This window comes from Micromonospora sp. A202, assembly GCF_006715105.1.
Lineage (GTDB): Bacteria > Actinomycetota > Actinomycetes > Mycobacteriales > Micromonosporaceae > Micromonospora > Micromonospora zamorensis.
The window spans coordinates 2,713,942-2,731,224 of sequence record NZ_VFMP01000001.1 but is presented as its reverse complement, the minus strand read 5'-3'; the positions used below and the strand labels follow the sequence as shown (position 1 = coordinate 2,731,224).

The following is a 17,283-nucleotide window of genomic DNA, read 5'->3' as shown; positions in this document are numbered from 1 at the left end:
GCCCGACCAGCGTCAGTCCTGGGTCAGCTCCAGGAAGCCGGCGTGGACCGGGCACCGCGGGCAGCGGGCGCGGTCGCAGAGCCGGCAGAGGTGGGCCAGGCTGCGGTCGTCCGCCACCTCGTCGTGCAGCAGGACGCGGGCGATGTCGGCGAGTTGGCGGCGCTGCTCAGCGGTCAGTGGGGCGAGCAGCGCGGTCAGCGCCTCCTGCCGCTCGTGCAGGACGCGGGCGGCCACGGCCGTCCCCTCGATGGTGAGGTGCAGGGCACGGCTGCGCGCGTCGGCGCCGGGACGCCTCTCCACCCAGCCCTGCTCCCGCAGTCGCCGGACCAGGTGCGCGACGCCGGGCTGGGTCAGCCCCAGCACCTGACCCAACCACTCGGCGGTCACCCCCGGCTGGTCCTTGAGGACGATGAGCGCCTCGGCGAGCGCACCGCCGGCCCCGACGGACGCGCTGGCCGACGCGCGCATGCGGGAGCCGACGAGCAGGGCGAGTGCACCGAGCAGGTTGGGCGAGCCGTCCTCGGGTAGATTCATAAGTCATGAATGTACCCCGCCGAGCGATGCTCCTCATCGTGTTGATGACCGTGGCGCAGCTCCCGGTCGCTCTGCGGCAACTGCTCGTCGTGCTGCTCGGGCACCAGAACACCGGCAGCTTCGCCACCGCCGGAGTGGCCAGCGCCGGCTGCGGGATCGGGTTGGCGCTCACCGCACCACTGGTCGGCCGGCTCCTGGGCCGGCTCGGTGCCCGGCCGGTGCTCCTCGCCACCGGCCTCGCCCACCTGCTCGCCCTGCTCGGACTGGCCGTCACCACCGAACCGGCGGCGTTCGTGGCACTGGCCACCGTGGCCGGGCTCAGCACGCCACCGGCCGTCGGCAGTGGACGCTCCCAGCTGGCCCGGATGGTCCCCGCCCCGGCGCTGGCCCGCACGTACGCGGTGAACGCCGTCGGGCAGGAGCTGCTGTACGTGGGCGGCCCCCTCGCGGTGACGCTGAGTCTGCTGATCAGCGGCCCCACGGCCGCACTGCTCGTGTTCGCCGTCATCGGCACCGCCGGGCTGCTCGGCATGGTCGCCGTGCTGCCGCCACGCGACGTCGAACGGCAGCCCGGCGGGAAGCGGTCCGCGCTGCCGGGTCGGGCCACCCGCCGCACCGTCGTCGGCACCCACATCGGCTACATGGTCAGCATCGGCGCCATGTGGGTGCTGGTGCCCGCGTTCGCCACCACGGTCGGGCACCCGGACCAGGCCGGGCTGCTGGTGACCATCTGGTCGGTGGGCAGCCTGGCCGGTGGCGTGCTGCTGGCCCGTCGGGGTCGACCCGGCAGCCCGGCGGGGGCGTACCTGACGCTGCTCGGCACGTTGGCCGCCACCTCGCTGGCGCTGCTGCTGCCCCGTAGCGTGCCGCAGATGGCCGTCGCGCTGGCGGTGTTCGGCCTCGCGCTGGCACCGTTCCTGGCCGTCACCGACGAGATCCTCGCCCGGTCCACCCCCGCGGCCCAACTCCCCGAGACGTACGGCTGGTTGCAGACGGCGGGGCAGCTCGGCATCGCCGCCGGCTCCGCGACCAGCGGCGCGGTCAACGACCACCTCGGTAACACTCCGGCGTTCCTGGTGGTCTGCGGCGCGCTGGCGGTGGCGCTGACCGTCGCGCTCAGCCGTCGCCGGACGCTGCGGCTGCCGTCCGCTCCCCCACAGGCCGAGACGGTCGGACCGGCGGTCACCGCCGGCGGGCGAGGTTTCGGCCGTGACGACGCCGGGTAGCCAGCGCCGACGCGGACCGGCATCGACGGGAGGCACGGCGTGGGCTACCGAAAGCGCGACGGTGAGTTGCCGGGCGACCCGCAGCACAGCGAGGACGAGGCCGGCCAGGTGCCGTTGGTGCAGGTGGAGGCGGACACCGAGGTCCCGGCGCCGGAAGACACCGACGTACGGCCGGACATCGTCACCGAGGACAACAGCGCGGGCATGACCGGCGGCTCGTCCGGCAGCAGCGGCGGCGGGTCGAGCATGCCGGGGCACCCCGACGCGGTGCGCTGACCCGGGCTCAGCGGCTGGCCAGTGCGGCTCGCGCCTCCGTCATGCCCTTGTTGGCCAGCCCGTCGGCCCGCTCGTTCTCCGGGTGACCGTTGTGCCCCTTGACCCACAACCAGGTGACCTGGTGCCGCTCGCAGGCCGCCTCCAGCCGCTGCCACAGGTCGGCGTTCTTCACCGGCTGCTTCGCGGCGGTCAGCCAACCGTTGCGCTTCCAGGACGCCAGCCAACTGGTGATGCCGTTGCGCACGTACGTGCTGTCGGTGTGCAGTTCGACGGTGACCGGCCGGTTCAGGCTCTCCAACGCCTGGATGGCCGCCATCAGCTCCATCCGGTTGTTGGTGGTCGGCGTGGCCTCGCCACCGCACAACTCCCGCTCGTGGTCGCCGTAGCGCAACAGCGCGCCCCAACCGCCCGGCCCGGGGTTGCCACTGCACGCCCCGTCGGTCCAGATCTGCACGCCCCTGCCGGCCGCCGCGTCCACCATGCCCGGCAACCTACCGGGCGGTGACCTCGTCCTCCCCTCTCGGGGGGCCGGCGCGCCGAGGCGGCAGCCCCGCACCAGTGCCGGCGTCGAGCCGTCGGCCCCGCACACAAGGCGGTGCCTCCGAGGCGGAGGCACCGCTCACGGTGCCCCACTCCCGGGGCAGCTCGACAGGCGGCCTGGGAGACGACGCCGCTCAGGTCACACGGGGTGCTCCACCCGCACCGGGCTCCGAGCCCAGCGGGTCGCCCACCACGGCGGGCGGAACGGCCGGCGCCGGGCGGGTCGGGCGCAGCCGGTCGCGGACGCGGTGCGCCGCGTCGCCAGCGGTGGCGGCGATCATCGGCAGCAGCCGGGTCGAATTCATGATCGCGACCTCCTCGGCCGGGGTGGTGACGCCGTCGAGGAAGCGCAGCACCCGCTCGGCCGGGTTGCGGTCGAAGAGCCGGTCGAAGAAGTCCGGACCGCCGACCCCGCCCCGGTCCAGCGCCCGCAGGGCCACCGCGTCCATCCAACGGTGCCGGCGCGGGTACGCCGCCTGCGGCACCGGGGGTCGTCCCGCCGCGAGGGCACGGGCCACCTGGTGGGCCTGTCGGTACATGGCGGAGAAGGTGAAGCCGGTGGAGGGGCGGGTCGCACCACCGGCCGTACCGAGCCGGACCACCCGGGGTGAGGGCCGGGCCGGGAACGGCGCGTCCGTCATCGGGATCACCCCGTTCTCCACCTCGCGCACGCGCAGCCCGGCCGGGTCCAGGCCGAGCAGGTCCCGGTAGCCGGCCAGCGCCGCGTCGTACCCGGCGTCGGTGAGCAGGTCGGGCGAGAACTCGGTGTACTCGACCAGGGCGTACCTGTCGCTCACCGGCAGCACGTAGCCGAAGGAGACGCCCCGGGGCGGCTGCGGGGTGCGGAAGTCCATCAGCACCGCGCGCGCCGGGTCGAAGACGGGCCGGTCGGCCTCCAACCACCAGCCGCGGAAGTGCTGCAACCAGGTGGTCCGCCCCGCTCGCGCCGGCGGGCGGGGGCGGGAGTCGAGCACCCAGCCGGCACGTAGGGTCCGCCCGTCGCCGGTGCGCACCTGCACCCGTGTGCCGTCGTCGGTCACGGTCTCGGCGGGTGCGACGATCCGGGTGGCGTCCAGCCGGCGTTCGGCCGCGGCAGCCCGGTCGTAGACCGGGCCGGAGCGGAGCATGGCGTACCTCAGTGGGGTCAGGTCCAGGACGCGGCGCCGGGCCGTCGTCGCCACCTCGACCTGCTGCCAGCTCGCGCTGAGCAGCGGGTCCAGATCGGTGCCCGGGTGGCCCCAGAACGCCCAGGTGCGGTCCTGACCGCGCCGGCGGACCGGATCGACGACGGCGATGCGCAGGTCCCGCACCTCGTGCCGGTCCAGTGCGGCGAGCAGCAACGACGCCGCGCCGCCACCGCCGAGCAGCGCGAGGTCGACATCGAGCGGCGCGGAATCGGTCACCGCACCACGCTGCCACACCGCCGGGGCCGGCCGCGCGCCGCCACCCGGCACAGCGCTCAGGGCACCGGCGTGGGCCGCTGCTCGGCCGAGGGCGGATCGGCGTAGGCGCGTGCCACCGTCGCGCGGTCGAAGACCCGCCAGGTGGCCAAGGAGACGCCGATGGCCACCACCAACCCGACCCAGTACGGCGCGGTGATGCCGAACCGGGCGGCGAGCAGCCCGCCGAGCAGTGCGCCGACGCAGTTGCCCCCCGCCGCCACGAAGAGGGTCGTGCTGGCCACCCGTCCCTGCAGTGTCGGTGGGGTGAGTCGTTGGCGCAGGGAGTTCGCCACGATGTTCCACAGTGCGCTGTGCACGCCGAAGGCGAAGAGCGCGATCCCGACCACGATGGTGCTGCGCGAGGCGGCCAGCGCCAGGTGCAACCCCGCCTCGATCAGCAGACCGACCCGGATCGTCCAGGTGGGGCTGATCCAGGCGATGAGCCGGTCGCCGAGGAGCGCGCCGAGCACCCCGCCGACGGCCATGCAGGTGAACAGCAGCCCGTAACCGACGGACCCGAGTCGCAGCCGCTCGGCGGCGAGCAGCACGAGCACGGCGAGCGCTGCGGTGAGGGTCACGTTGAGCAGGCCGATCAGCACGGCCATCGTGCGCAACAACCGCTGGTGGGCCAGCCAGCGCAGCCCTTCGACGATCTCGGCGCGCATCGATCGGGTCGACCGTACGCGGGAGTCGGTAGCGGCGGCCCGGAAGTCACCGCCGATCAGCGCCACCAGCACCGTGCTGAGGGCGTACGTGACGGCGTTGACGAGGAACGGGCTGCCCGCCGAGAGCGCGAACAGGAAGCCGCCGAGCGGTCCGGCGAGCATCCCGTTCATGAGGGTGGTGCCACCGCCGAGCCAGCCGTTGGCGCGCTCCAGGCGGTGCCGGGGCACCACGGTCGGCAACATCGCCTGGCTGGCCGAGCGGAACACGATCTCACCGGTGTTGACCACGAACAGCACCACGTACAGCAGCACCACCCCGGCCCGATCGCTCATGATCGCCGTGGCCAGGACGGCGAGCGCGACCACCCGGACCAGGTCGATGATGATCATCAAGCGGCGTCGGTCCATCCGGTCCACCAGCACGCCGCCCGGCAGGGCGAAGAGCAACCACGGCAGCCAGGCCACGGCGGACGCCGCGGCCACCACGAGCGGATCGTCGGTACGCGAGGCGACGAACAGCGGTGCGGCGACGGTGGCCAGCCCACTGCCCAGGGCCGAGAGGGTGCTGGCCGCCCAGAGGCGGGCGAACACCTTTCCCAGGCCGGCCGTCGTGTTGTCCTGTGTCACGGCGAGCGAACCTATCAGCGCCTCCCCCGCCTCCACCCGGATTTATCCCAGGGGCAGACGCCTGACCGTGTTGACAGGCAACCGTATGGTTGCCTATTTTGACAGGCAACCGCTTGGTTGCTTTTTACGGAGGGCCGATGGACGACGCGTTCCGGGCGCTGGCCGATCCCAGTCGGCGTCGGCTGCTCGACCGGCTCAACGACCGCAATGGCCAGACCCTGCGGGAGCTCTGTGACGGGCTGGCGACGAGTCGGCAGGCGGTCAGCAAGCACCTCGCGGTGCTGGAGGCGGCCCACCTCGTCACGAGCATTCGGCGCGGCCGGGAGAAGGTGCACTACCTCAACGCCGCGCCGATCAACGCCATCGCCGACAGATGGCTCAGCCGATACGACCGCGAGCGAGCCGCCGCGCTCGCCGACCTGAGCACCGCATTGGAGCGACAGTCCATGGAGAGTCACGCGTTCGTCTACACCACCTACGTCAGGACCACCCCGCAGCGGCTCTGGGCCGCGCTCACCGAACCGGCCTTCACCCGCCGCTACTGGGGCGGGGTCGCCCTGGCGTCCGACTGGCAGGTCGGGTCCCCGGTGCTGTGGCAGGACACGCCGGACGGCGAGCCACGCGATCTCGGTCAGCGGGTGCTCGTCGCCGAGCCGTACCGTCGCCTGTCGTACAGCTGGCACGGCTTCCAGCCGGAGCACGCCGAGCACTTCGGCTGGTCACCCGAGCAACTGGCCGCCCGGCTCGGTGAGCGCCGGTCGAAGGTGACCTTCGAGATCGAGCCACACGGTGACGCGGCCGTCCGGCTGACCGTCGTCCACGACGACTTCTCCCCCGAGAGCGAGATGCACCGGGCGATCAGCGGCCAGCTCGATGGCAGCGGCGGTTGGCCGGAGCTGCTGGCCAGCCTCAAGACCCTGCTGGAGACCGGCGAGCCGATCCCCGCGTAACCCACCGGCCGACCGGGTTCAGCCCACCCGGTCCTGGACAGCCGACGCCATACCTCGCCATCGACCCAGCGGCGACAGCGCGGGCGGAGCGGACATCGATCGGAGCACCGGTGCCGGTCGGGCCGTCCGGGCCTTTCCGCAGCTCTCCCCGCCTTCGGGTGGACACGTGACGGCAACGAGGAATTCTCATTTTCACCTGATCGTGGGTCCAACCCACCTAGTGTTGGGCACACCGGTGCTAGTCACGGAGTTGGCCACCCGAACGACGTCCCACGCAGTCAGCGGACGAAAAGTGAGGGAAGACGCGTATGAAGGTCTCAACAGCACTCTGCTCGGCGGCGCTCGGCGTGGGCCTCGGCACGCTCCTGCTGCCAGGCGCCGCACTGGCCGACACCACGGTGTCACCGGCCACCACCCCGGTCGGTGGGACCGTCGTGCTCACCGCGACGACCTGCAACCCGAAGTCGGGTGACGCCCTCTTCCGGGTCACCGGCCCCAACCGCGATCAGAACGTCCGATCCACCACGGCCGCGGCCGGCGGCGGGCTCAGCGCCGAACTCTTCACCGCCGGGTTCACCCTGGGCACGTACACGGTGGCGGCGACCTGCGGCGACGGCAGCTCGGCCGGCACGGCCACGTTCACCGTCACCCCGATCGGCGGCGCACCCGCCGGTTCCGGCGGCGACAGCCGCGACACCGGCACCCTGGCCGCCGGCGGCACGCTGCTCGGCACCGCCCTGGCCGGCGCGGTGATCCTGATCCGCCGGCGACGTCCGGTGTCCACTGTCGCCTGATCGGCGACTGCTCCATCCCTGAGGACGGGTGCCCGCACCGGTGACACCGGCGCGGGCACCCGGACGATCCAGCGCGGAGGTAACCACGTGTGGTGGCGGCGGACCCTACCGGCCGTGGTGGCCCTGCTCGGCGTGACCGGGCTGGGGCTGATCACCGTCGGCCTCACCGCCGACCCGGCGCGGCCACCACGACCGCCGGCCGACGCGCCGCGACGCACCCATCCCGCACCGGACCTGGCGCCGCTGTCACGCGCCGCGCCGGTCCGGGTGCAGATCACCGCCATCGGTGTACGCGCCGAGGTCGTCCCGATCGGAGCGGACGCCGCCGGGGTGCTGGGGGTGCCGCCACTGGACAAGCCCACCCTCGCCGGCTGGTACCGGTACGGGGTGAGCCCCGGCGAGACCGGCAACGCCGTCCTGGTGGGTCACGTCGACTCACCGGCCGGCCCGGCGGTCTTCTTCGACCTCGGTCGGCTGCGCGCCGGTGAGCAGATCCAGGTCACCCGCGCCGACGCGCAGGTCGCCACGTTCACAGTGGACGACGTCCAGGCGTACCCCAAGGACCGCTTTCCCAGCACGCTGGTCTACGGCCCGGCGGACGCGGCCGGGCTGCGCCTCATCACCTGCGGCGGCCGGTTCGACGCCTCGACCGGCAACTACGTCGACAACATCGTCGTCTTCGCCACCCGCACCGCCTGAGCCACCCGCCCCGCTGTCGGGAGCCGGACCCTGCTCGGCAGAATGCGGTGGCACCATCCCCTGCGAGCACACCGCGACCGGGGCGGTGCGCGGGCGACGGGGAGGCACGTGGTGGATCAGCGACCGGTACGGGACCGGGCCGGTCAGGGCGTACGCGCGCTGGCCCGTCGACTGCTCGGCCGACCCGAGGGCGTCGCCCCCAGCCCTCGCCGGTCCAACCCGGACGCCGTGGTCGACTGCGCCGTCTACGTCAACGGTCGGCGGGAGCCCGGTCGACCGCACTACGACGACGCGTACGCCCGAGCGCGGCACGGTCGCGACGCCTTCGTGTGGCTGGGACTGCACGACCCGGGCCCGGCCGTGCTCGCCGCGGTGGGCCGCACCTTCGGCCTGGACGAGCTGACCGTCGAACAGGCGCTCGCCGACGGGCACCGCCCGACCGTGCAACGCCACGGGTCGGTCACGCTGCTGGTGCTGCGCACCGCCGGGTACGTGGAGCACGCCGAGCTGACCGACACCTCCGAGGTGATCGACACCGGGGACGTGATGGTGCTGCTCGGGGACCGGTTCGCCATCACCGTGCGGCACGGCGCCGCCGGGGCGCTGCGCACCGTCCGCGCCGACATCGAGGGCCGCCCCGCGCTGCTGGCCGCCGGCCCGTGGGCGGTGGCGTACGCGGTCTGCGCCCGGATGGTCGACTCCTACCTGGAGGTGGCCGGGCACGTCGAACGGGACCTGGAACGGGTCGAGGAGGCGGTGTTCGCCCGCGACCGCAGGGCCGACATTCAGCACATCTACCAGCTCAAACGGGAGGTGGTGGAGTTCAAGCGGGCGGTCCTGCCGTTGCAGGCGCCGATGCGTACGCTGCTCGACCCCGACGGCCCGCCGCGCGCCCTGCACCGCTGGTTCGTGGACGTGGACGGCCGGTTGAGCAGGGCGGTGGACCGGGTGGCCGCGTACGACGACCTGCTCACCTCGATCGTCCAGTCGCGACTGGCGCAGCTCGCCGTGGAGCAGAACAACGACATGCGCAAGATCGCGGCATGGGCGGCCATCGCGGCCACCCAGACCGGCATCGCCGGCATCTACGGCATGAACTTCGACCACATGCCGGAGCTGGCCTGGCGCTACGGCTACGCCGGTGCCCTCGCCCTGATGGCGGCTGCCGCCCTCTTCCTGTACCGGCTGTTCCGCCGCTCCGGCTGGCTCTGATCGCCCCGGCCGGCCCCTACCACCCCCGCCCGACCGGCTTGATCGACTCGGGTTCCTTGAAGTCGGGGTGTTGGACCCTGCCGGACACCCCGATTTCCGTGGGGCAGGATGACGACGTGGCTAAGGGTGCGGGACGCCGACGGGCGAACACGACGACGGGACGGGCCTGCCCGTGCGGCTCCGGCCAGGCGTACGCGGACTGCTGCGCCCCGGCGCACAGCGGCGACAGCCCGGCAGGGACGGCCGAGGCGCTGATGCGCTCCCGGTTCAGCGCCTTCGCCCTCGGCGACACCGGCTACCTGCTGCGCAGCTGGCACTCCTCGACCCGGCCCGCCTCCCTGGAGTTGGACCCGGGGCAACGGTGGACCCGACTGGAGATCGTCGAGACCGAGCGGGGCGGCCTGCTCGACGCCGCCGGCACTGTGACGTTCCACGCCCACTACCGGGACGCGGGACGGCCCGGCACCCTGACCGAACACAGCCGGTTCGTCCGCGAGGACGGCCGGTGGGTCTACCTCGACGGTGACCAGCCCTGACGGTCGAGTTGGCGTAGGATCTCCTTGGCGTAGTCCTGCGCCGCACCTCCCTCCCGGCGCTCACGCCGCCGGCAACGCGGAGGCAAAGGGGGCCCTGAGCCCTCGGGACGTGGTGCCACATGCCCCACTGGGAGCTACACCACCGCCCGCCGACACCTGATCAACAAGGCCACCGAACCGGCGTCCGAGGCGCCTCCGGCCTCGTCTCCCGCGCCCGCCGCGGCGCAGACCGAGCGGATCGCCGACGACCTGATCCGCGCCCGGACCGGCCGTGGCTGGGCCGAGTGGTTCGCCCTGCTCGACGCCGCGGCCGCCACCGAGCGGACCCACACCCAGATCGCCCGCCACCTGGTCACCGAGCACGACGTGACAGGCTGGTGGTCACAGACCATCACCGTCGGGTACGAGCAGGCGCGTGGCCTGCGCGCGCCCGGTCAGCAACGCGACGGGGGCTTCTCGGCCGCTGCCAGCCGGACGGTGGCGGTGCCGGCGGCGCGACTGTACGAGGCTTTCGCCGACGAGACGGCACGCACCAGGTGGCTGCCCGACATCGAGGTACGCGTCCGCACCACCACCGCGCCCCGCAGCTTCCGGGCCGACTGGGCCGGTGGTCCCACCCGGATCGTCGTCGGCTTCGACGCTGTCGGCGAGTCGAAGGCCCGGGTCAGCGTGCTGCACGAGAAGCTGACCGGAGCCGAGCAGGCCGCCGAGCTGAAGGCGTACTGGCGGGAGCGGCTCGCCGCGTTGAAGGCACTGCTCGAGTCGAACGGAGACAACCGATGACCATGACGTTCATCAACCTGCCGGTGCGCGACCTGACCACTGCCGCCGAGTTCTACCGGGCGATCGGGTTCACCAATGACCAGGCCGACCTGGACGGGGACACCATGGTGTTCACCATCTCCGACAGCACCCGCCTGGTGCTGCACCTCCGCTCCGGCTTCGAGTCGTACACCGGTGTCGCCGCCACCGACACGGAGACCAGCCGGGAGGTCGTCGTCGGGCTGTCGGCGCAGAGCCGCGAGCAGGTCGACGAGCAGGTCGACCGGGCGGCTGTCGCCGGCGGGCAGTCGCTCGGGCCCGGCATGGCCAACGGGCCGATGTACATGCGCGGTTTCCGCGACCTCGACGGCCACCAGTGGTCCTTCCTGCACCTGTCCAGCTGAGCGAGGGCCGGCGGCGGCCACGTCGGCCGCCGCCGGGTCCCCGGTCATCGCGGGCCGTGCGCCGCAGCCGCCGTGCTGCTGGCGGGCACGACCGTCGGGCGCCGGCGGGTCAACAGCACCAGGCCCAGCACGAGGTACGGGCCGGCTGTCACCGCGAACGCCACCGCGTTGCCGACCACTGTGGCCAGGAGGCCGTAACCGGCGTACGTCCCGATGATCAGCAGGTCGGTGGCCATCCCGGCCAGCGACGTGACGGTGGCGCGGCTCTTGCCGGTGATCCTGGCCTGGAGCCGCGCGTCGGCCAGCACGGTGGCCAACTGCGCGGCACCGAACCCCAGCGCGAGCAGCACGAAGCCGGCCGGTCGCCCGGTCAACGCGCCACCGGCCAGCCCGACACCGACCAGGCCCAGCAGAGCGGCGTAGCCCCGGCGGCCCAGCCGCTCCCCCACTCCGGCGAGCAGCCCGCCGGCTGTCACCCCGGCCCAGAGCAGCAGGAGCAGCAGCGGTACGACCTCCGCCCGCACACCGGTGTCCAGGGCCAGCAGCGGGGAGTACTCGTCCAGGGCGCCCCAGTCGGCGGCGACCACGGCGACCAGCAGCACGGCTGACCGCACCGGGGGGCGGGTGCGGACCTGCGTCACTCCGGCCCGCAGTGTGTCCCACCAACCGAGGTCGCCCTCGTCTGCTGGGGAGCCGTCCGGCTCGCGATCCCCGGGCATGGCCGCAGCCACGGGCCGTACCGCAGCGGCCGGGTCGTGCCCGCTGGCCGGGACGGGCACGACAGCTTGGACGGGCGCGCCGGCCGGGGCGTCGACCGGGGCGTCGGCTGGTGGGCGGCGCTCCGGGAACCGGACGGCGACGATCGTGGCGAGCAGACAGGCCAGCACGCTGGCCGCGCCGACCGCCGGGTAACCGCCGACGGCGAGCACCGGGCCGGCGAGCACTCCGGAGACCACCACGCCCAGCACACCGGCCGTGCGCGCGCGCCCGAGCACCCGGGCGTACCGGCCGACCGCGCCGAGCCGGTCCAACTCGGTCCAGACCAGCGCCTCCAGCGCACCGGAGACGAGCGCTCCGCCGGCACCCCAGAGGAGGAACCCGACCGCGAACGCGGGGTACGAAGGCAGCAGGACCCAGAGTGCGAACCCGGCGGCGGTCACCAGCGGGGCAACGCACAACAGCAGCCGACGGGACACCACGTCGGCCCACGCGCCGGACGGCACCTCGAACAGGATGCCGGCGGCCGACCAGATGACGAAGAGCGACGAGATCTGCCCCACCGACAACCCGGTGTCGGCGAAGAACACCACGTACAGCGGGTAGAGCAGGACGAGGTCGCTGAGGAACGCGTACCCGTAGAGGGTGGCCGTCAGCCGACGGATCGCCGGGTCGGGCACGCGCGAGGCGAGGTGAATCATGGGGCCTTCCCGTGGGAGTGGAGACGGACACCGGACGTGCGGTGCCGGTGGTGGCCCACGGGATCGGCCTGCTCTGCTGGATCAATGTCGCCAGGTCATGTCAGCGATGCTAGACGCGCACCGCCGCGCCGGAAAGCACTTTCGGAGTGCCGGGCAACGCGAAGCGGGGCGGGATCAGATCGATCCCGCCCCGCTTCAACGACTGCTGGTCAGCGCCGGTCCACCGGCGGGATGACAGTGGTGGTCTCGCTGTCGTCGCTGGTACGCGGACCGGGCACCGCACCACCGGTGCCGGTGCTCACCACCTGGGTCGTGTCCGAGTCGCCATCACCCCGGCCGACCACCTGGGTCGTGTCCGTGTCGCCGCCCCGGCTGACCACCTGGGTGGCCTCCGAGTCGGCCGGGCGGGTCACCACCTGGGTGGCCTCCGGGTCGGAGGGTGCACGCACCACCTGGGTGGCCTCCGTGTCGGTCGGTCGCGTCAGCATCTGGGTGCGCTCCGGGTCGTCGGCGACGAACGGCGGCCGGGCCGGCTCGGCGGGGGCGGCGGACGCCCGGGCCAGCTCGGCCTCGGCGTCGCGGCGCCCCTCGCGGTAGGCGCGGGCGTGCGCGGCGATCTGCTGCGACTCCTGCTCGGCGCGGGTCAGCCACGCCTCCCAACGATTCTGCATCGGACGGATCAGGCCACCGCCGACCCCGACGACGAGGATGCCGCCGATCGTGGCCAGCACCGCGATCAGAACAGGGGTGGTGACCGCGGTGGCCACCCCGATCTGGTTCAGCGCGGCGATGACGCCGAGGCCGAGGATGAACACCGAGGCGATGGTGGCCAGCACCCGGCCGTACGACAGGCCGCCGAGCGCGCCGCTGATGATGTCCTTGACCGCGTTGGCGATCGCGGCGGCCACCACGACGATGACGATCGCGACGAACGCGCGCGGCAGCCACGCGATCACCGCGCCAAGCAGGTCGGAGATCGGGTTGGGCCCCCAGATGCCGAAGGCGAGTTGCAGGGTGAACAGCAGCAACCCGTAGTAGACGAGCTTCGCGACGATGTCGCTGGCGTCGTACCGGGAGCGACTCAACGCGCGGCGGATGCCGCCGCGTTCGACGGCGCGGTCGAAGCCCACCCGTTCCAGGACCTTTTCCACGATCTTCAGTACGGCCTTGGCGATCAGCCATCCCGCCACCAGGATCGCCAGGAAGGCGACGGCCTTGGGCAGGAAGAGCATCACCGATCGGAGGGCGTCGCCCACCGCGTCGCTGACGTTGTCACTCATATGGTCATTCCTTCATGCGGGCAGCCGGGATGGTCAGCCCCGACCTACCCCCGACCCGAGTCGCGGAAACGCCGACCAGGCGGGGTTGCCTCTCGGTCGCATGATGGTGAGTGACCAGCACGCGATCGCGCGGATGTGGAGTGCCCCGAGCCCACCCTCGCCGTCGTGGATCTGTACGTGGTGATGTGGTGTACGTGCTGCGGCGTTACCTGTCCTCGGTGCTGGGCTGCGTCGTGCCTGGGGAGTCGAACCCCGCGCTGCCCACCGCGCGCCAGGAGAGGATCCGGGATTGCAGCCCGGGCCTGTTTGTACACGCCTCCACGACGGCTACCTGCTCCACATCGCTGCTGGAGTCGGTCACTCCAGCAGGTCAGCCTCCCAGTTGGTGCGCTGAATCTGCACCTCGAGTTGGCGCAGCTCGCTGGCGAGTCCGTCGGCCCGCTCCCGGAGTTCGGCGACCGGCAGCGCGGCGAGCATCTTCAGCTCGGAGCGGAGCTGCCGGGCCAGGTGACCACGCCCGCTGCCGGCGGCGGCGTCTGCGGCCGCCGTCATGGCAGCGTGCCGCAGCCGTAGCACATCCCGCCGGGCCAACGCGTCGGTGAGCGTGCCACGGTCGTCGACCGGCACCGTGGCGTTGGTCCGGTTGATCCGCCGGATCAGTGTCTCCAGGTTGTCGAGGACCTGGTCCAGCTCGGTCAGGAGCGCCGCAGCGTCCTCCGGAGGCAGTTCACCCTCCTGGTACCGGGCGCTGCCGTTGATCCGGGTTCGCAGCTGCTCGATTCGTCGTACCGCCTCGGCGCGGTCTGCCAGCGCCTCACCAAGTTTCATCTTCCACCCCCGAGTCAGCGGCCAGGCTAGCCGAACATTGATCTTTAGGCCGACCCGTTTTCCGGCCACCCACCCGAGGTCGGGCGCCCTCTGGCGCGCGCCCGGGTCTTGGCAATATTCTCCGGAGTGCGTGCGGCCACTGGAGCTACTTTTCATCCCACGCCGTCGGCCGCAGGAGGAGATGTCATGCACGTCGACCATTCCGAAGTGGATCGCCGGACACTGCTGCGAGCCGGTCTCGGCGCCGCCACGGTCGCCGTCGTCGGGAGCGAACTGGCCTTCCCCACCTCGGCGCAGGCCGCCGCCCCCGGCGCCGACCTGGACTGGATCATCAGCTGCGACGAGTGGGCCGCCCGTCCGCCGAAGGACCCGCTGTCGGTCAGCGCCATCGCCACCAACAAGATCATCGTGCACCACATGGCGTTTCCGAACGTCACCGACTACTCCCGCGAGCAGGCGGTCAAACTGGCCCACGAGTGCCAGGACCTGCACATGGACGGCAACGGCTGGTCGGACACCGGCCAGCACTTCACGGTGAGCCGCGGCGGCTACGTGCTGGAGGGTCGCCGGGGCAGCCTGGAGCGCCTCGAAGCCGGCGACCGCCAGATGATCTCGGCGCACTGCCCGGGCGAGAACGGCCGGGCCATCGGCATCGAGAACGAGGGCACCTACGTCACCGAGACGCCGCCGAAGGCGCTGACGGACTCGCTGGTCAAGCTCTGTGTCGCGATCTGCCGGCAGTACGGGCTGCACGCCCACGACATCTTCGGCCACTGGGACTTCCGCACCACCGAGTGCCCGGGCGCGGCCTTCTACCGGCAGTTCCCCGAGCTGCGTCGGCGGGTGCACGCCGCCCTCGGCACGACGCTGGGCGACGTGCCGGCCCGCCGCTGGCCGGACCTGTGGCGGTTCGTCAACTCTCCCTCGGTCCGGGTGGTGCAGCACCTGCTCGCGTTCCGGGGCTACGCGGTGACGGTCAGCGGCACCTTCGACGCGGCGACCGTGGCGGCCGTGCAGGACTGGCAGGCCCGCAACGGCATCGCGGTCGACGTGGACGCCACCCTCACCACGCCGACCTGGGAGACCCTGGTCCCCGAGCTGGACCAGCACGCCACCGGCGCGCCGGTCACGGCGGTGCAGGAAATCCTCGCCACGAAGGGGTACGCGGTCACCGTCACCGGTGCCTACGACCACGCCACCCGGGCCGCGGTGCAGGACCTCCAGGCACTGCACGGCCTGCCCCGCAACGGCAAGCTCAGCACGAGCACGTGGTGCACGGTGGTCGGCGGGTCGGTCCGCGAGTCCTTCCGGCGTCGCTGAGCCCGTGGCGGCGGTGCGGGCACGCCCCGCACCGCCGCCGGGCGTGCCTCCTGGTCCCCGCCCCGGTCCTGACCAGCGCATTGAATCGGCGGGGCCGGTTTGGCCGGAGGTGCGGGCGGAAAGAGTGCCGGGCATGAAATGAGCCCGTCGAGCCGTACCCGCTGTCGCCGCCGCCGTCGCGGCGCTCGCCGCGCGGGACCTGATCCAGCGCGACCACGCGTTGCTGCGCAACTATCCGGTGCTCGGTCGCGCCCGTTACCTGTTGGAGGCGATCGGCCCGGAGTTACGGCAGTACATCGTCGCCGGCAACAACGAGGAACGGCCGTTCACCCGCGACCAACGCCGCTGGGTGTACGCGTCGGCGAAGCAGGAGAACAACTACTTCGGCTTCGGCACTGACAACGACATCGAGTACACCCCCGGCTACCCGATCATCAAGCACCGCACGTTCGGCAGGGCCGTGCCGCCGTCGACACCCGCCGCCGGGCACGACGTGCGGTTGCCGTCGGCGAAGGTGCTCGGCGCGGCCCGGGGGCGGGCCCGCGCGTTCCGCCCGGAGTCGGTGGTCAACATCTCCGGCATGAGCTTCGGCTCGCTCTCCGGCAACGCCATCACCGCACTGAACAAGGGGGCCGCACTCGCCGGCTGCCTGCAGAACACCGGCGAGGGTGGCCTGTCGCCGTACCACCGCAACGGCGGTGACCTGGTCTTCCAACTCGGAACGGCGTACTTCGGTTGCCGCGACGAACACGGCCGGTTCAGCCTCGACCGACTGAAGGACCTGGTGGCTGGCGCACCGGTCAAGGCGTTGGAGATCAAGCTGAGCCAGGGCGCCAAGCCGAGCCTCGGTGGGCTGCTGCCGGGGGCGAAGGTGTCCGCCGAGATCGCCGCCACCCGGGGCATCCCGGCCGGTCAGGACTGCGTGAGCCCGTCCCGGCACGCCGAGTTCTCCGACTGCGACAGCCTGCTCGACTGGGTGGAGCTGCTGGCCGCCGAGACGGGCCTGCCGGTCGGCATCAAGTCGGCGGTCGGTGACCTGGGCTTCTGGCAGGAGCTGGCCACCCTGATGCGCGACACCGGCCGAGGCGTCGACTTCGTGACCATCGACGGTGGCGAGGGTGGGACGGGCGCCGCGCCGCTGATCTTCACCGACTCGGTGTCGCTCCCGTTCCAGCAGGGCTTCTCCCGGGTCTACAAGGTGTTCGCCGAGCACGACCTGCACGAGCAGGTGGTCTTCATCGGCGGCGGCAAACTCGGCCTGCCGGACAACGCCATCGTGGCCTTCGCGCTCGGCTGCGACCTGGTCAACGTCGGCCGGGAGGCGATGCTGTCGATCGGCTGCATCCAGGCACAGAAGTGCCACACCGACACCTGCCCCACCGGTGTCGCGACGCAGAACACGTGGCTCACCCGGGGCCTGGACCCGGCATTGAAGTCGGTCCGGGCGGCCAACTACCTGCAGACGCTGCGCCGCGACCTGACCAAGGTCGCCGAGGCCTGCGGCGTCGAACACCCCGGCCTGATCGGCACCGACGCCGTGGAGATCCTGAACGGCCGCACCTGCTCCACCCCACTGCATGAGGTGTACGGCTACCGGCCCGAATGGGGTATGCCCTCGCCGGCCGACCGGGCGGAGATCATCCGGCTGATGACTCCGGAGGTGCCCCAGGGCGGCAGCGCCCCACCCTCGGCCACCGCCGTGGGCTGAGGTCCCAGGTCCGAGCCCTTGGGCCCATGAGCTTGATGACTGTGAGGCATATTTATGCCTCA

17 protein-coding genes and 1 pseudogene are annotated in these 17,283 nt (G+C 72.4%); 11 read left to right on the top strand and 7 right to left on the bottom strand.

Annotation, left to right across the window (positions count from 1 at the left end):
- Window positions 1–12: 12 nt before the first annotated feature.
- On the bottom strand, window positions 13–534 hold the full coding sequence (locus FBZ33_RS12600) for a MarR family winged helix-turn-helix transcriptional regulator (protein ID WP_141909181.1): 522 nt from the start codon (window positions 532–534) through the stop codon (window positions 13–15).
- A gap of 5 nt (window positions 535–539) precedes the next feature.
- On the opposite strand from FBZ33_RS12600, the gene FBZ33_RS12595 reads away from it, so the two are divergent.
- Both FBZ33_RS12595 and FBZ33_RS12590 read left to right on the top strand, forming a co-directional pair.
- Window positions 540–1,760 carry an MFS transporter gene (locus FBZ33_RS12595; protein ID WP_141909180.1) on the top strand — a complete coding sequence of 407 codons (1,221 nt, stop codon included), beginning with the start codon at window positions 540–542 and terminating at the stop codon, window positions 1,758–1,760.
- A 39-nt stretch (window positions 1,761–1,799) separates the two neighbouring features.
- Entirely contained in the window at window positions 1,800–2,036 is a 237-nt protein-coding gene (locus FBZ33_RS12590) for a preprotein translocase YidC (protein WP_141909179.1), read from the top strand.
- A gap of 7 nt (window positions 2,037–2,043) precedes the next feature.
- On the opposite strand, the gene rnhA is transcribed toward FBZ33_RS12590, so the two are convergent.
- The 3 genes from rnhA to FBZ33_RS12575 all read right to left on the bottom strand — a co-directional run bounded on the left by rnhA (window position 2,044) and on the right by FBZ33_RS12575 (window position 5,310).
- Complete coding sequence (rnhA, locus tag FBZ33_RS12585) at window positions 2,044–2,517, bottom strand: ribonuclease HI (protein ID WP_088947908.1); 474 nt, start codon at window positions 2,515–2,517, stop codon at window positions 2,044–2,046.
- Between the two features lie 193 nt (window positions 2,518–2,710).
- Window positions 2,711–3,997: a lycopene cyclase family protein gene (locus tag FBZ33_RS12580; protein ID WP_370453085.1), complete on the bottom strand. Its 1,287-nt coding sequence runs from the start codon at window positions 3,995–3,997 to the stop codon at window positions 2,711–2,713.
- Window positions 3,998–4,035: 38 nt separating this feature from the next.
- Window positions 4,036–5,310 carry an MFS transporter gene (locus FBZ33_RS12575; RefSeq protein WP_255508836.1) on the bottom strand — a complete coding sequence of 425 codons (1,275 nt, stop codon included), beginning with the start codon at window positions 5,308–5,310 and terminating at the stop codon, window positions 4,036–4,038.
- Between the two features lie 137 nt (window positions 5,311–5,447).
- Between FBZ33_RS12575 and FBZ33_RS12570 the strand changes: the two genes are divergently transcribed.
- The 7 genes from FBZ33_RS12570 (at window position 5,448) to FBZ33_RS12540 (ending at window position 10,667) form a co-directional block, all read left to right on the top strand.
- Entirely contained in the window at window positions 5,448–6,260 is an 813-nt protein-coding gene (locus FBZ33_RS12570) for a metalloregulator ArsR/SmtB family transcription factor (protein ID WP_141909176.1), read from the top strand.
- 308 nt (window positions 6,261–6,568) lie between these two features.
- Entirely contained in the window at window positions 6,569–7,054 is a 486-nt protein-coding gene (locus tag FBZ33_RS12565; protein WP_099852881.1) for a hypothetical protein, read from the top strand.
- Window positions 7,055–7,168: 114 nt separating this feature from the next.
- Window positions 7,169–7,753: a class F sortase gene (locus FBZ33_RS12560; RefSeq protein ID WP_255508835.1), complete on the top strand. Its 585-nt coding sequence runs from the start codon at window positions 7,169–7,171 to the stop codon at window positions 7,751–7,753.
- A gap of 42 nt (window positions 7,754–7,795) precedes the next feature.
- Window positions 7,796–8,965 carry a magnesium and cobalt transport protein CorA gene (locus FBZ33_RS12555; protein WP_370453005.1) on the top strand — a complete coding sequence of 390 codons (1,170 nt, stop codon included), beginning with the start codon at window positions 7,796–7,798 and terminating at the stop codon, window positions 8,963–8,965.
- A 116-nt stretch (window positions 8,966–9,081) separates the two neighbouring features.
- Window positions 9,082–9,501, top strand: coding sequence for a YchJ family protein (locus FBZ33_RS12550; protein ID WP_141909173.1), 420 nt, complete (start codon window positions 9,082–9,084; stop codon window positions 9,499–9,501).
- A 366-nt stretch (window positions 9,502–9,867) separates the two neighbouring features.
- Complete coding sequence (locus tag FBZ33_RS12545; protein WP_255508834.1) at window positions 9,868–10,284, top strand: hypothetical protein; 417 nt, start codon at window positions 9,868–9,870, stop codon at window positions 10,282–10,284.
- On the top strand, window positions 10,281–10,667 hold the full coding sequence (locus tag FBZ33_RS12540) for a VOC family protein (RefSeq protein ID WP_141909171.1): 387 nt from the start codon (window positions 10,281–10,283) through the stop codon (window positions 10,665–10,667). The genes FBZ33_RS12545 and FBZ33_RS12540 overlap by 4 nt, the downstream gene beginning before the upstream one ends.
- A gap of 44 nt (window positions 10,668–10,711) precedes the next feature.
- On the opposite strand, the gene FBZ33_RS12535 is transcribed toward FBZ33_RS12540, so the two are convergent.
- From FBZ33_RS12535 to FBZ33_RS12525, 3 genes and pseudogenes are all read right to left on the bottom strand, one after another.
- Complete coding sequence (locus tag FBZ33_RS12535) at window positions 10,712–12,085, bottom strand: MFS transporter (protein ID WP_141909170.1); 1,374 nt, start codon at window positions 12,083–12,085, stop codon at window positions 10,712–10,714.
- A gap of 568 nt (window positions 12,086–12,653) precedes the next feature.
- A pseudogene (locus FBZ33_RS12530) lies at window positions 12,654–13,365 on the bottom strand (hypothetical protein); the annotation flags it as partial.
- Window positions 13,366–13,722: 357 nt separating this feature from the next.
- Window positions 13,723–14,193, bottom strand: coding sequence for a DIP1984 family protein (locus FBZ33_RS12525; protein WP_141909168.1), 471 nt, complete (start codon window positions 14,191–14,193; stop codon window positions 13,723–13,725).
- Between the two features lie 186 nt (window positions 14,194–14,379).
- Between FBZ33_RS12525 and FBZ33_RS12520 the strand changes: the two genes are divergently transcribed.
- Together FBZ33_RS12520 and FBZ33_RS12515 are read left to right on the top strand one after the other, a co-directional pair.
- Window positions 14,380–15,513, top strand: a complete 1,134-nt coding sequence (locus tag FBZ33_RS12520; RefSeq protein ID WP_141909167.1) for an N-acetylmuramoyl-L-alanine amidase — start codon at window positions 14,380–14,382, stop codon at window positions 15,511–15,513.
- A gap of 199 nt (window positions 15,514–15,712) precedes the next feature.
- Entirely contained in the window at window positions 15,713–17,221 is a 1,509-nt protein-coding gene (locus tag FBZ33_RS12515; protein WP_370453084.1) for an FMN-binding glutamate synthase family protein, read from the top strand.
- The last annotated feature ends 62 nt before the right edge of the window (window positions 17,222–17,283 follow it).

Excerpts from the sequence above, each read along its gene's own strand:
- FBZ33_RS12535 (WP_141909170.1), bottom strand. The coding sequence starts at position 12,085 with ATGATTCACCTCGCCTCGCGCGTGCCCGACCCGGCGATCCGTCGGCTG.
- FBZ33_RS12595 (WP_141909180.1), top strand. The coding sequence starts at position 540 with ATGAATGTACCCCGCCGAGCGATGCTCCTCATCGTGTTGATGACCGTG.
- rnhA (WP_088947908.1), bottom strand. The coding sequence starts at position 2,517 with ATGGTGGACGCGGCGGCCGGCAGGGGCGTGCAGATCTGGACCGACGGG.
- FBZ33_RS12570 (WP_141909176.1), top strand. The coding sequence starts at position 5,448 with ATGGACGACGCGTTCCGGGCGCTGGCCGATCCCAGTCGGCGTCGGCTG.
- FBZ33_RS12525 (WP_141909168.1), bottom strand. The coding sequence starts at position 14,193 with ATGAAACTTGGTGAGGCGCTGGCAGACCGCGCCGAGGCGGTACGACGA.
- FBZ33_RS12565 (WP_099852881.1), top strand. The coding sequence starts at position 6,569 with ATGAAGGTCTCAACAGCACTCTGCTCGGCGGCGCTCGGCGTGGGCCTC.
- FBZ33_RS12600 (WP_141909181.1), bottom strand. The coding sequence starts at position 534 with ATGAATCTACCCGAGGACGGCTCGCCCAACCTGCTCGGTGCACTCGCC.
- FBZ33_RS12520 (WP_141909167.1), top strand. The coding sequence starts at position 14,380 with ATGCACGTCGACCATTCCGAAGTGGATCGCCGGACACTGCTGCGAGCC.
- FBZ33_RS12540 (WP_141909171.1), top strand. The coding sequence starts at position 10,281 with ATGACCATGACGTTCATCAACCTGCCGGTGCGCGACCTGACCACTGCC.
- FBZ33_RS12555 (WP_370453005.1), top strand. The coding sequence starts at position 7,796 with ATGCGGTGGCACCATCCCCTGCGAGCACACCGCGACCGGGGCGGTGCG.